At 40.7% G+C, this 13,232-nt stretch carries 13 protein-coding genes and 1 other annotated feature; of the genes, 3 read left to right on the top strand and 10 right to left on the bottom strand.

Annotated features, from left to right (window positions below; genetic code table 11):
* Positions 1 to 165: 165 nt before the first annotated feature.
* A complete protein-coding gene (locus AC58QG_RS15890; RefSeq protein ID WP_497363094.1) occupies positions 166 to 951 on the top strand; it encodes a HipA family kinase in 786 nt (261 codons plus the stop codon).
* A gap of 65 nt (positions 952 to 1,016) precedes the next feature.
* On the opposite strand, the gene gltX is transcribed toward AC58QG_RS15890, so the two are convergent.
* The 6 genes from gltX to AC58QG_RS15860 form a co-directional block, all read right to left on the bottom strand.
* Positions 1,017 to 2,678 (bottom strand): glutamate--tRNA ligase, encoded by a 1,662-nt coding sequence (gltX, locus tag AC58QG_RS15885; RefSeq protein ID WP_497363093.1) that lies wholly within the window; start codon positions 2,676 to 2,678, stop codon positions 1,017 to 1,019.
* A gap of 58 nt (positions 2,679 to 2,736) precedes the next feature.
* Positions 2,737 to 2,973: a binding site (T-box leader), on the bottom strand.
* 81 nt (positions 2,974 to 3,054) lie between these two features.
* A complete protein-coding gene (locus AC58QG_RS15880) occupies positions 3,055 to 3,507 on the bottom strand; it encodes an ArsI/CadI family heavy metal resistance metalloenzyme (RefSeq protein WP_497363459.1) in 453 nt (150 codons plus the stop codon).
* Between the two features lie 4 nt (positions 3,508 to 3,511).
* The gene (arsC, locus tag AC58QG_RS15875) at positions 3,512 to 3,934 is read right to left on the bottom strand and encodes an arsenate reductase (thioredoxin) (RefSeq protein WP_497363092.1); all 423 of its coding nucleotides are present in this window, start codon (positions 3,932 to 3,934) and stop codon (positions 3,512 to 3,514) included.
* A 5-nt stretch (positions 3,935 to 3,939) separates the two neighbouring features.
* Entirely contained in the window at positions 3,940 to 4,587 is a 648-nt protein-coding gene (locus AC58QG_RS15870) for an MIP/aquaporin family protein (protein WP_497363091.1), read from the bottom strand.
* Between the two features lie 53 nt (positions 4,588 to 4,640).
* Positions 4,641 to 4,988, bottom strand: a complete 348-nt coding sequence (locus AC58QG_RS15865; RefSeq protein ID WP_497363090.1) for an ArsR/SmtB family transcription factor — start codon at positions 4,986 to 4,988, stop codon at positions 4,641 to 4,643.
* A 21-nt stretch (positions 4,989 to 5,009) separates the two neighbouring features.
* The gene (locus AC58QG_RS15860; protein ID WP_497363089.1) at positions 5,010 to 5,213 is read right to left on the bottom strand and encodes a hypothetical protein; all 204 of its coding nucleotides are present in this window, start codon (positions 5,211 to 5,213) and stop codon (positions 5,010 to 5,012) included.
* A gap of 253 nt (positions 5,214 to 5,466) precedes the next feature.
* On the opposite strand from AC58QG_RS15860, the gene AC58QG_RS15855 reads away from it, so the two are divergent.
* Positions 5,467 to 5,709: a hypothetical protein gene (locus tag AC58QG_RS15855; RefSeq protein WP_497363088.1), complete on the top strand. Its 243-nt coding sequence runs from the start codon at positions 5,467 to 5,469 to the stop codon at positions 5,707 to 5,709.
* Between the two features lie 204 nt (positions 5,710 to 5,913).
* Here AC58QG_RS15855 and AC58QG_RS15850 read toward each other — a convergent pair whose 3' ends face one another.
* The 3 genes from AC58QG_RS15850 to AC58QG_RS15840 all read right to left on the bottom strand — a co-directional run bounded on the left by AC58QG_RS15850 (position 5,914) and on the right by AC58QG_RS15840 (position 8,504).
* The gene (locus tag AC58QG_RS15850; RefSeq protein WP_497363087.1) at positions 5,914 to 6,999 is read right to left on the bottom strand and encodes an S-layer homology domain-containing protein; all 1,086 of its coding nucleotides are present in this window, start codon (positions 6,997 to 6,999) and stop codon (positions 5,914 to 5,916) included.
* A 264-nt stretch (positions 7,000 to 7,263) separates the two neighbouring features.
* Positions 7,264 to 7,551: a hypothetical protein gene (locus tag AC58QG_RS15845; protein WP_497363086.1), complete on the bottom strand. Its 288-nt coding sequence runs from the start codon at positions 7,549 to 7,551 to the stop codon at positions 7,264 to 7,266.
* Between the two features lie 59 nt (positions 7,552 to 7,610).
* Complete coding sequence (locus AC58QG_RS15840; protein ID WP_497363085.1) at positions 7,611 to 8,504, bottom strand: AraC family transcriptional regulator; 894 nt, start codon at positions 8,502 to 8,504, stop codon at positions 7,611 to 7,613.
* A gap of 145 nt (positions 8,505 to 8,649) precedes the next feature.
* On the opposite strand from AC58QG_RS15840, the gene AC58QG_RS15835 reads away from it, so the two are divergent.
* Positions 8,650 to 11,352 carry an MGH1-like glycoside hydrolase domain-containing protein gene (locus AC58QG_RS15835; RefSeq protein ID WP_497363084.1) on the top strand — a complete coding sequence of 901 codons (2,703 nt, stop codon included), beginning with the start codon at positions 8,650 to 8,652 and terminating at the stop codon, positions 11,350 to 11,352.
* Positions 11,353 to 11,411: 59 nt separating this feature from the next.
* Here the strand turns inward: AC58QG_RS15835 and AC58QG_RS15830 are convergent, their stop codons facing one another.
* Positions 11,412 to 13,220, bottom strand: a complete 1,809-nt coding sequence (locus tag AC58QG_RS15830; protein WP_497363083.1) for a sensor histidine kinase — start codon at positions 13,218 to 13,220, stop codon at positions 11,412 to 11,414.
* Positions 13,221 to 13,232: the final 12 nt, after the last annotated feature.

The raw sequence follows: 13,232 nt of genomic DNA, 5'->3' as shown, positions 1-13,232 counted from the left end.
TTTTTAGCCAAAATACTTATTGGATCTTTCACCCATAATTTTTATGAGATTTTTAAATCCTGGCTTTTAACGGCAAGTTTGAAAATAATATTCCTTTTGTCCATTCTCTTCAATTATTTTTGAGTATTGTAATGTTAAATGCTATCAAAAAGGGGTTGCGGAGCAATGACATCTTTAGAACCGATAACATATTTGGAGACGTTGTCTGGAAAAGCCGCACATTTGTTGTCATTTAATGATGGAAACCGTTATGCGGTAAAATGTAAAAACAATTTCCACGGAACAAGGGAACTGGTAAATGAATTCATAATTGCCAGATTAGGGCAACACCTTTCTTTGCCTGTAGTGCCATTTAAATTGGTGAATATGACAGAACAGCAGATTCAATATATACCAAAAAAGTTTTCATCCAAATACAATCCGGGCACACAATTTGCGAGCCTATTTATAGACAATTGCAGAGGGCTATCGAAGGAACCTCCTCATCCGACTAAAACGGAAATCAAAAACAATCAGGTTTTGGCCGGGATTTTCGTATTCGACCATTGGGTGCATAACTCTGACCGTACAAAAAGCAACATTCTTCTGGAGCGGCTGCCTGAGGGCAAATATGATATTCATATGATCGATCACGGAAAATGTTTTCCGGGAGGATACAAATGGAACAAAGCAACATTGCAAAAGCACGATAAGTTTAAAAAGGATTCTATCGTTCATATCTGGACTGTGGGCATGCTTGAAGATTCATCGATACTCTCTTCTTATATTGAACAGATTCTTGCTTTACCTGACGCCATTATTGAAGATGTGATTCGTGAAATACCTGGGGATTGGGGTGTGTCGAATCAAGACAGAGAGGCCCTTGTTACTTATCTCATCGTACAGAAAAAAACATTTGCCGATTCGGTGTATCAATTTGCGAAAAAATATGGAAGGGGCTTAATTTCTTGACGGTGCCCACACACAAAAAAATCATAAAAACGAAGCACATTTATTCGTGCTTCGTTTTTATATCTTTATTTCGAAGAGAATTTAATTAGTCTGTTTCTAACCCGTTTATCACTCAGCGTTTGAATGATGTCGTACAGATCCGGAGTATTCGCTCGACCTGTAAGAGTTATCCTTAGTATTGTTGCAACATCTCCGACGTGACCTTGATAATCTTCAGGGTCTTTCTTAAAGAGTTTCATGTCTCTCGCGAAACCATGCTTTTCCGATATATCCTTTACTTTTCCAAACCATTGTTCCCGGTCGTCATCTGAATCATAAACCTCTAAGTAATCAGTAACGAGCTGTTTTGCTATGCCGCAAGGAATTGTTTTAGGGAGATTTTCTGTGGATCTACTTGGAGAGTCGAACATTTCGTCAAAAAAGTAAGCGAAAAATGATTTTACCTCGGACCATTTAGCTATGTCTTTACGCGGTTTATCTGATGAACGTCCTATATTAAATATCCTTTTTGAATAGTCTTTATCTTTAGTCAATAAATTATATAGCTGAATATCGTATTTCTGGGCCCAGTTGAGTACCCGATCTAACACTTCTTCTACACTTAAACGCGAGATAAAGTCCTTGCTAATGTCGTTTAGCTTTTTTATGTCAAACAAAGCACCGCTGACATTCATTTTACGGATGTCTACAATATAATTTGTATACGGTTGATCAGAGTGTTTCATTTTCCACTCTTCAAAACCGGAACTAATTAAAGTCATGAAATATTCGCAAATTGCTTCACTAGGAAACCCTTCTTCTTGATAATATTTAGCTGCTGCATCAGGATCCTTTCTTTTGCTGAATTTCCTTTTGGAATCTCCATCCATTTTCATAATTGGAGCAATGTGTCCATACTCAGGCTTCTTAAAAGAAAATACTTCAAACAATTGCAGATGAATAGGAATTGATGAAAGCCATTCGTCTCCTCTTATCACATGCGTCGTTCCCATGAGAAAATCATCAATAACGTGGGCTAAATGATATGTTGGAATACCATCAGATTTCATTATAACTACATCTTGTTCGTTTTCAGGCATACTAATATCACCTTTAACTAGATCTCTGTAAGTGACCCTTCCCGTTATCTTGCCTGGCGATTTTAGTCTTATTACGTATTGTTTCCCGTTATTAATTTCTTCCTTGACTTGATCCAAAGTAAAGTTTCTATGCGCGGCCCACGGCCCATAATAACCCGTGGTTACTTTTTGAGTTTGTTGAATATCCCTAATGTTCTGCAGCTGGTTTGAATTGCAAAAGCATGGATACGCAAGACCCCGTTTAATCAATTCCTTGATGAAAATATGATAGATATGGATCCGTGAACTTTGAATGTACGGTCCATATTCCCCTGACTCATATTTCAATGTTGTTGGTCCTTCGTCAATAACAATACCAAAGTGATTTAAGGATTCGATCAAATCCGCTACGCTTCCATCTACCTCACGTTTTTTGTCAGTATCCTCTACTCGTAAATAAAAAACTCCATTACTTTGATGTGCTAATCTTTCAGAAATAAATGTAGCGTATAATGAGCCAATAGTGATAAAGCCTGTTGGGCTTGGAGCAAATCTGGTAACCATAGCTGATTTATCTAAATTTCTTGGCGGGTAACTGTTTAAAATTTCATTTAGCGATATTGTTACTTCCGGAAATAAAAGATCGGCAAGTTCTGTATTGTTACTCATTTTTCATCATCCCTTTCGTAAAGTTGTCATTATAAAAAAACAAAAAAACCTTTCATCCGCTAAGGACGAAAGGTTTAACTTCCGTGGTACCACCTAATTTGGTTGAGTAAATACAACCCACTTTTACACGCAAAAAGCGCATTTTTCAGTAACGGGAAATCCCGACAGACTTATTCCCTTTTTCGGTCTGTTACTCAAAGGCTTCTTTCATCAAGTTCGAATACTCATGTTCCACCTATCATGAGCTCTCTGCAAATTCGAGGTCTTAATTACTCTTCCTTCTCATCGCTTTTACAATATATAGAAATTATAATGATGTTACCACGTAACGTTTTTCTAGTCAATCTTGCTCAAGCAGTTGGCTTTCCGCCACGTTCTACTGCCCGTTAGCGTTCTTATTAATTACCCCAATTGGAGTACAACAAAGAGATATGTCTCGTGATTCAGTGGCGCTTTCGAATACTGAGTCTTCTTTCGTATAAAAAATCTCCCACGCATTGCCATCAGGGTCATGCACCCAGACTTTATCCTGAACTGCATAACAGCAAGTTGTGTTCATTTCATCAATTAAAAGGAGCCCAGCATGGCGTAGGCGATCACCTATTGCCAGTACTTCTTCAGTGCCATTCACTTGGAATCCTAGATGATTAAGCACTCCCTTTTTCTCAAAAGGGCGAACGTTTAATGAAAAATGAAGCGCTGGGTCAATCAGCTCAAACTTGGCATAATTTTCTTTCACTTTGGTAGGTTCTTCTCCGAAAAAGGCTTTATAAAAATCGAGTGATTTTTGGAGGTTGCTGCAGTTTACCGCTACATGCATTCTATTAATCATGTCATTTACCTTCTTTCACAAACCGCTCAACACGGTTTTTTATTGAATCCCTAACCTCACAAAATTTAGCCATAATTTCTGTTTCTGTCCCCGTTGCTTTTGCTGGATCATCAAAACCCCAGTGCCAACGCTCTGCTTTATCATTACGCACGACAGGACAGTTATCGTTTGCATGACCGCACAGCGTAATGATGTAATCAGCTCTCTGTAGGATCTCTGGATCGATTACATCCGAGGTGTGCTCAGAAATGTCGACGCCAGCCTCTTTCATGACAACCACGGCGTGAGGGTTAAGTCCATGTGCTTCCAGTCCAGCACTTTTGACCTCAAATTTATCACTACCTAACGCTCTTAGAAATCCATCTGCCATTTGGCTTCTGCATGAGTTACCTGTACAAAGAAAATACACAAGCTTCTTATCCATTTTTCTTAATCTCCTTGTTCATCTAAAAGTTTATATGCCAATGTGGCAGTTGTAGCTCCAAGGATGGATGCCACTAGATATAACCATAAATGCTGCGTTGCACCCGAAACGATTGCGGGTCCAAACGATCTCGCTGGGTTCATGGAAGCGCCGCTTATAGGGCCTGCAAACATTGCCATGAGACCAACCGTACCCCCGATAGCGATTCCTGCAAAACTTTTAATGGCTTTACCATGTACCGCGGATCCTAAAATCACTATCATAAGGACAAACGTTAAGATAAATTCAAGCACAAATGATTGCCCTTCCGTTGAGATTGGCATAGTTGCACCTAGATCTGCAATATTCCCAAATAGTAAATACAGAGTGCAACTCGCGGCAGTTGCTGCAACAAACTGTATTACGATATAGTAAAGGCTTTCTCTTGAAGTCATGTCGCCACGCAACCAAAAGCCGATGGTAACCGCAGGATTGAAATGTGCACCGGAAATATGTCCAAAAGTATAGATGAGAGCCATAACTACGAGCCCGAAGGTGAGAGCAACACCCACATGCGTAATACTTTTGGTGATTTCGTCAATTATCATCGCGCCTGGGCCAGCAAAGACCAAAAAATAAGTACCAATAAATTCAGCAATTAACCTCTTCTTCATTGTTTCTCCTTGCGTATTAATCAAAAAAAATTGATTTAATGTTCAAAAAAAATTTAACAACAATCACTGCCTTCATTCCGAGCAGGTTTAAAAATACAGCACAATTGCTCAGAAAGGATTCGACTTACCTCAGTTTGATTTATTTCGTAGTAACTCCAAGTACCACGTGTTTCCTTTGTAATCATCCCCGCATCCAACAGAATCTTTAAATGATAAGATAGTTTAGATTGAGGCATATCTACAATATCAGTAAGATCACACACACAGGTGTTACCGCGCTGAGTAAGTTCATACATGATTTGTAATCGCTTCTCATCGGCAAGTGCTTTGAATTTTGATTCATACTCTTTTAAGGATACAATTGGCTCATTTACTGATGTAATCGGTATTTCTTTGATCATTGTCTACACCTTCTTTAGAAATTAGCAGCAGTTGCAACATGCTGTTTGAGTTTGAGGTTGTGTACGAGTTCTGATAGTCAAAGCTTTAAGTCCAGAAATTGCATCTTTCAACAATTGGCGATCTTTTCTCTCATTGCTTATTTGCCATGCTGTAGCGGCAGCTTTTTCAATTTCTGTTTTGCGTTGAAGCATCTGGCTCTCAATAGAATAATAATTCATATTCATTTTAACACCTCCACAATAATTAATCAATTTTTTTTGATTTAACTTAATAATCTCAATTTACCATCTTTTTCATAATAGGTCAATCACTTAATCAAAAAAAATTGATTTATCAACCATTTTAATTGTCATCTCCGATGATCCCTTAAAAACTATCAAAAAAATCCACTTATCTACTAGTATCTATGTACAAGCAATTGCAAAAAATTTCCTTATACTATATAGAATTAATTCCATATTTTAGGAGGTGTTCATTATGTCAAAGCGTTCCTTAGTCGAAGGTGTGTTGTCGCTACTTGATATCGAAGATATTGAGAAGATCAAAGCGGAGTATTTGAATGGTGAAGAAGAAAAATTATCATTTGATGAAGCCGCGAATGAAGAAGAAAGAGAAGAATTGCTAGAGGAGTGGTTAGACACCATCAAATGGAAATTTCTAGAGGAGTTTAACATTGCTCTCTACAACGGAACTATATATAAAATCAAGTTTTGGGATTAAACACCGACAAAAATTAGTAACGAAATCACTTTTTAGTGAAAAATCACTTTTGACAGTTGCTTTGACCAGCAAATTGACTCCATATTATTCGAGTTATTGATTACAGAGATGACATAATTGTCATCTCTTTTGGTTTTTTATGTTGCTGAATATTTCGCTGCCAATGAACCGCCATTGGATAAATGATCAAGTCCACCATCTTATTCAAATGGATCCAATTTGCAAAGCGACATTTTCTTTATACTCTACATCAATATTTTCCGCTCCTAATATTTTAATCAACTCTGATTCGAAAGCTTCTGAAACTTCCCCTTTAATTACAACTTTATTTGTAAAAACATCGATATAGAGTTCAAATTCTTGTGGTTTAAGATGATTGTCAAGCATTTTTTGTAGTGCGCGTTCTTGAATCTTTAGAAGATCATTCATGCTATTCTTCACTCTTTTGAAACTAACACCATCACCCATCAACTGTTTTAAGTTCTTTTCAAGTAATAATGTTTTATCATTTTCTACTTTAAAAACATAAACATATTGAATGGTGTCTACCTTATTCCCATGATCTAAATAATAATATCCAATTTCATTGAGATCGTTATTCGTAAATAATCTCCATCTGATTTCATCCATTTGTGTCGTATATTTCTTCTGAAAATCATAAACAAGCTTAAAATCATCAGATATTAAATCTCTAACCCAGTCATATTTTTCTTCGGTCAAAGGACTTACTTGAAGTAAATTCAATTGTGTTTTCAAGCGCTGAATAAACGTAATCGCTTCCGTGCGAGTTACTTCATCGCTCTTTTGAAAACCGCTAATGCTTTTATCGGTCTTGCCATCGGAGAGCCCAAGATCAAGCAGGTATTGGATGGAATCATCCATATTGTAGTTTTTACCGGTAGCGTTCGCAAGATATTGCGCAACCATTCCCCTATTTAAATATACAGAACTTGAATGCCCTCCTAAAGATGAGGGAGTTACAACTTTCCATCCCATTTTATTGGCATATCGAATATAGGGTACCGACCATTCTCCCGTTTCTGACGTAGGATCAAAATCAGTTGGCTGGTATGCGCGGTTAAGCATAGCAATAAATTCTGCCTGTTCCACATTTTGATTCGGCTTAAATGAACGATCAGGATATCCATCTACAACGTTATTTTCGACAGCCCATTGAATATTCGAATATCCCCAAAAACTGGTCGATACATCATTAAAATTAATGGCGGATGCTTGTATTGTATTCAAGTTTGCGCAGAATAACGTGGCAGACAGTATCACTGTTGCCATGAATTTCAAACAAGTTTTCATTTGGGAATTCCCTTCTTAGATGCTAAACTAATATCGTATAGGTTAACGTTCTGTTGCAAAAACACATCAACCAATCTTATGTTAACATTCAAGCGAGATCAAAGTACATTGTTAATGATTAGTAAAAAAGGATCATCGACTGCGATGCAGCCATGATCCTTTTTATGTCTCGTTTTACAATAGTTGAATCTGAGTAGCGATTGATGTGATCTACCTTTCTAAAATGCCGCTGGATGTAACTCATTATTTTTGAACTTCAATTTTAATATCCGTATTGTTCCTTATAGAGAATAAGTAAACATTTATTTCTGTTGCCATATCACGAAGATATTTGGGTTTATATCTTGATTTCTTAAAAACTACTTTTTTTCTGAATTTATCTTCAAGCTCTTTGCGAATGTTATTTTCATCTTCATCGTCGTAATAAATCACTGCCTGCTCAGCAAACGTATCCCCATTATCATTATTCGGAAATTGTTTGTTTATAGCAGCTTCCAATATTGGCCTAATCTCTCTTTGGAATGCTCCCATTGGACTCTCTTGATACACGGAAGATTCTGTACCAATTTCTCCCTTACAAGCGAGGCCCTTTAAAGTTTAGGGAGGGTCCGTTTCTCAACAAACTGCCTCGGCGAGCAGCCGAAATGTCTCTTAAATAATTGATAAAACTGGGCTGGACTAGTAAACCCTACTTTGCCGCTAATTTCAGTTACAGACCACGCCTCTGTTAGCAAGAGCTGCTCTGCTCGTTTCATTCGGCGCATCTGGACGTAGGACGTAAACGTCATCCCCATTCCTTTTTTGAACAGCTTGGCAAAATAACTGCTATTATAGTTCAGCTTGCTGCTTATATCCGAAATTTGGAAATAATTTTCCAACTGTTGTTCAATATAGACAAGTGCAGGACGCAATTTCTCCGCTAACTGTGGATCCATCGGTTTTATGATGTGGGCATCGTCAATCTGAATTAACGTGTACATGAGCTTTTTCAAGCTAGCATTGACAGAGAGCTCGTAGCCCCGCTGTTGTCTCGTCATATCGAGCAGCATCTCATGGATAAGTTTGTGAATGACCTGTACGCTTGCTGGATATTCGCGCAGCGTTTCATTGAACTGTGTTAAATTGGCCGAGCGGCCGGTAAAAGCGGCGAGATACGGAAGCAAGGATGGATCCATAAAAGCTGCCATATCCACATGGCAGACGATATACAGCAGATCGTCATGCCCATCTTTATGGGATCTGTGCAGCTCATTGGAGCCAAATATCACCACATTACCAGCTTGCAGATTATAGCTGAGATGTGGTGTTTCCATCGTCAGGGTGCCTTGCAGCACAGCGATCAACTCCACCTCTTCATGATAGTGCCAGGGACCATATTGCTCGGATGGTTGGCTAGGATAATCTATGGTCCATATTTTAATCCGGAAATGTGGATCTGCATAATCCACATGCTCTTTATCGTAAGCTGTCAGATTCACTGGCACGGGGATCCTCCTGCACTTCAATTGTTATTCCCATCATATCATGAATGTCCGTTTTCAAGATAATTGAAGCTTATATCAAGAGGCATTTTGGTAGGTAATATTTTAAAATAAAGAGAAAGCCTACATTTCGAAGGAGCGATAGACAATGCATGAGATCGAGACACTCCTGGGTGACCATGATCTTAGACTGCCTGCTTGGGGACCTTATACCAAACAATACATGGGTATCTCCCATATCAGCGATCAAGCGCGAGGCTTGCGTTTTGATCTTAGTTTAATGCCTGGCTTCTACAGGAGAAAAATGGATATTCCCAGCGTGCTGTGGGAATCTGGCTATCATCCATGGGAGGCAACGGCGGATTACAGCTTCTTCTCCCACCGCCATGAGCTTGAATGGAAAGATCAAGTCTATACCGACATTTCCTTCAGCCATATCGCCGATCAGTGCCGTCTGATTCGAGTATCCTTCGTGAACCAATCCGAGCATCCGCAAAACTTGGTACTGCACTGGATGGCTTCGCTTCAGCCGCCTCGCCTTCTCGGGCACGGCGACGTACAGATATGTGCGGATGCGCAGCTGCCCGAGGGCGCAGTGTGGGTAGATGCGCTAGATTATAGCGAATTGAACTTCGCACGCCAACGACCGTCGGACGGCTTGGTCTATGACGGTTTTCTTAGGGGTGAAATTCGAGGCCAGCATTATACGGGGGGGTCCGCAATAGGATGCAACTTCGGTGCCGACGAAGGGGACTTGCTGCGTTATGAGATAAACCTCGCAGAGCCTTTGAAAAACGGCGTGTTTTTGCTGCGCTACCAAACGGAGAAAAGCGGGGAGCTTGAGCTTCAAATTGGACATCAGACATACCGATTCGATGTAGTGACTTCCAACTCCCTGAGGGTTGCCCGTCTACCGATCGGGATGCTTGCAGCAGGAGACTTCACACTCTCCTTATCTGCTTGCGGCTCCGGCCCCTTGGTGCTGGACGGCTTTACACTGTTCGAGCACGACGCTTGCGAGGAAGTTGTCTTTGTCGACCGCCCCTGGCACATCGAGCCTGAATTACTGGAAGGGCCTGTTCCTGGCAGCCTGATCCTCCGATATAAAGATTGCCCGTATCATTACGGCCTTTTGTGGAACTACCCCAATGTAGAGATACGAGAATACAAAAACGACGAACTGGATCGGTATGCCCGCCATACGGTGCACAATCACGTTGATGCCGTCTTGCAAGGTAATGGCAAGGGTCACTTTACGAATGTGTTCATGCGTCCCATTCATGTCGAACCCGCTTCTTCGAAGATCCTTCATGGCATGGTCTGCTCTGGGACGTACGAAGAAGTGCTTGCCTCCCTAACAGCGGTTTCGCTAGACTATGACAATTGCGAAGCCATTTATCAAGCTGAACGTGCGAAGTTAATTCCGCCTCCCTCCTATGGTACCGGTGACACCTATGCGTTTAGCCAGCAACTTATGCGAGCTACGCTGCTAACCAATACAGTCTTCCCTGTCTACACCAAACGCAGGTATATTCGCCACAGTACGCCAGGGCGCTGGTGGGATTCCCTATATACATGGGATTCAGGGTTTATCGCACTCGGGTTCTCCGATTTGCATGCAGGTCGCGCAATAGATTGCTTGAACGCGTATATGACAGAACCTGGTGACCGCCAGGCTGCCTTCATTCATCATGGCAGCCCAGTGCCCGTGCAGCATTATGTGTTTCTTGAGCTGTGGAACCAAGGGCAGTCTCTCGCCTTCTTGCATCATTTTTATCCGCGATTACGTCAATATTACTTGTTCCTAGCCGGGAAAATTAGCGGGTCTACTACTGGCACACTGCGCTCCGGACTACTTAAGACATGGGATTACTTCTATAATTCCGGGGGGTGGGACGACTATCCGCCGCAAAAATATGTGCATGCGCAAACGCTGGAAGCAACCGTTGCCCCTATTGTGACAACGAGCCAGGCCATTCGTATTGCTAAAATTCTGAAAATGGCTGCCGCAATGTCGGAGAATTGGCAGGAAGACATAATGGAATACGAGCAGGATATAGAACGATGGAGTCATGCTTTGGAGAAGCATGCGTGGGATGAAGAAGCCGGTTATTACGGCTATGTCGTGCATAGCGAGCAGGGTGAGCCAGAAGGCCCTCTACGGCACAGCTCCGGGGCCAATTACAACATGGGGATGGATGGGCTTTACCCGCTAGTAGCCGGCATCTGTACCAAATCGCGTGCGGATCGCCTAGTTGCTGCGCTGTTTGACGAAAAACGTTTATGGACGCCAATCGGCCTGTCCACCGTTGATCAAAGCGCGCCTTATTATCAGGCGGATGGCTATTGGAACGGTGCGGTTTGGATGCCGCATCAATGGTTTTTCTGGAAAACCATGCTCGATTTGGGTTACTCCGATCTTGCTTTCCGAATTGCGGAAACCGCTTTAGAGTTATGGAAGCGTGAGACCGAGGCCACCTACAACTGTTATGAGCACTTTATCGTGCAAACAGGTCGAGGCGCAGGATGGCATCAATTCGGCGGTTTGTCGGCTCCAGTCATCAATTGGTTTGCTGCTTATTACCAACTTGGCAAAGTTTCCACTGGTTTTAATGTTTGGATGCTACAGCAGTCCTTTAACGTAAGCTATACGGCGTATCAGGCGGAATTTCGCTATGCAAGTAGAGCCGAACAAGCCTTCAGCATCGTGGTCAACATGGCAGACGGCGTGCACTATGAAGTTGAGGGAACAGGGTGTAGAGTGCACTGGACGATTAACAACTGTGGTGGTGTAGAAATGCGCATTACCGATTGCATGCCGCAGGCCGCTGTGCGGATCCGGGCGTGTTAAATGATTTACGCAACAGAACCCGCCTATCTTTGGCGGGTTCTGTTTGTGCTATTTTACCTTCAATTCATTATAGATGGAATCTTAACAATCACAGTCGTTCCTTTCCCAACCTGACTCTCGATCTCTACCCCATAACTTTCCCCAAATAGCAGCTTTATCCTATTATTGATATTGGAAAGACCGATACTTTTCCCTTCCAAACTGTTTTGCACTCTCTCCGCATAGGCCTTATTCAGCTTCGCTTTCATGCGTTCCAGCTCATCTTGACCTATCCCTTTCCCCGTATCCGCTATTTGAAAACATATATCTCCATTCTCGTCGATATGGCCGCTTACACAAAGTTGTCCTCCTTCGTCCATACTTTCGAGTCCATGATAGACGGAATTTTCCACAATAGGCTGCAAAATCATTTTAGGTGTTTTCATACCTAATAGCTTATCATCAACTTTAACTTCCAATGAGTACTTGTTCTCATATCGAATGGAAATAATATTGAGATAGGCTTTAATACATTGAATTTCTTCGCTTATGTGGACGAGTTCGCTTTTTTCAATACTATATCGAAAAATCTTGGACATACTTGACGTAATCATCGCGATTTCCTTACTACCGTATTCTAGACCAATACTACTAATGCAATTTAAAGTATTATAAAGGAAATGCGGGTTAATTTGACTTTGTAAGGCAGCAAACTCCGCTTGTTTTTTGCTCAATTCAGCCTCATATAATCTTGCTTGGGTATCCATAACATTACTCGTCATCACTTCCATATTGTCAATCATCCTATTAATATCATAGGCCAGAACGCCAACTTCATTGGTTGAACGTACCTTCACCCGAAATCCCCTCTCGCGATTACCCATTTTTTTCATATCTGAGATAAGCCCCATCACGGGTCGAGTCAGATTGTTCAAGAAAAAGTACCCCAGAATCATCATACTTACAATGATACCAATTCCTGCGATAATGCTAATATTTTTAATCGCATTCATGTCCGTTGTCAGTTCATGCACCGGAATCATACTGACGATCCGCCACTCGTCCGCCTGCCTTAAGCCTTTTGCCTGAACGATGACATCTTCTCCATTGATTTGGGTTTTTACCCCATTGGTTAAGCTTTGGCTATCTACGGAAAGAATATCCTTAAATAAATCACCTTGAAATTTTGCATTATTTGACGCAACAACCTCATTTCGATTGTTTAGGATATACAAAGCTGAGTTAGGCGTCAATTCGGTATTTTCCACAAGTTCTTGGATCTTTTCCATATTCACCATTACGGAACAATAACCTGTCTTTTTAGAAAATTGAACCCCGCCAATCGCCTCAACGATGGGTGCTATATAAAAGAAATATTCATTTCCTGTTTTTTCGTCCTTTAATAGGTTTGTAAATTTCCCTTTACCAATGGTCTCACTCTCATTTTTAAAAGAATTAATAAAATAATTGTACTGATTTGAAAACGTAATATCACCGTTGGCAGTCGCTAAACTGGAAATTTTTCTTCCTTGATTATCCGTAATCACAATGCCATTCAAATACGAATTAAACAACCTCATATATTCAATGAGGTCAATGACATAAGTACCAATTTCAAAACTCCTTTTATAATCATCATCTACAATGGTAAATTCCTGTACCCATTTATTATCAACAGCTATGTTTGTACTGACTTTAATATCGTTAAAAACGGAATCGATCTTTTGGGAAGTTTGTTCTATGATCGTATCCCCATAATTGACAGCTCTCTTTTGGGTTAAATTATAAAAGCTATAGTAGGAATAGAATTCCATGACGGTAAATATGAAAATCGAAAATAATAAGATCAGTAAGATCTGATGTTTAAGCTTGAGTCTACTAATCTGCAAAGTCCCCACTCC

The organism is Paenibacillus sp. J22P169 (assembly GCF_059691995.1).
Note: the sequence above shows the minus strand (reverse complement) of the source record. Positions and strands in the feature narration are given on the sequence as shown.

Coding starts and splice junctions, on each gene's coding strand:
- AC58QG_RS15890 (WP_497363094.1), top strand. CDS start 166: ATGACATCTTTAGAACCGATAACATATTTGGAGACGTTGTCTGGAAAA.
- gltX (WP_497363093.1), bottom strand. CDS start 2,678: ATGAGTAACAATACAGAACTTGCCGATCTTTTATTTCCGGAAGTAACA.
- arsC (WP_497363092.1), bottom strand. CDS start 3,934: ATGGATAAGAAGCTTGTGTATTTTCTTTGTACAGGTAACTCATGCAGA.
- AC58QG_RS15870 (WP_497363091.1), bottom strand. CDS start 4,587: ATGAAGAAGAGGTTAATTGCTGAATTTATTGGTACTTATTTTTTGGTC.
- AC58QG_RS15865 (WP_497363090.1), bottom strand. CDS start 4,988: ATGATCAAAGAAATACCGATTACATCAGTAAATGAGCCAATTGTATCC.
- AC58QG_RS15860 (WP_497363089.1), bottom strand. CDS start 5,213: ATGAATATGAATTATTATTCTATTGAGAGCCAGATGCTTCAACGCAAA.
- AC58QG_RS15855 (WP_497363088.1), top strand. CDS start 5,467: ATGTCAAAGCGTTCCTTAGTCGAAGGTGTGTTGTCGCTACTTGATATC.
- AC58QG_RS15850 (WP_497363087.1), bottom strand. CDS start 6,999: ATGGCAACAGTGATACTGTCTGCCACGTTATTCTGCGCAAACTTGAAT.
- AC58QG_RS15845 (WP_497363086.1), bottom strand. CDS start 7,551: ATGGGAGCATTCCAAAGAGAGATTAGGCCAATATTGGAAGCTGCTATA.
- AC58QG_RS15835 (WP_497363084.1), top strand. CDS start 8,650: ATGCATGAGATCGAGACACTCCTGGGTGACCATGATCTTAGACTGCCT.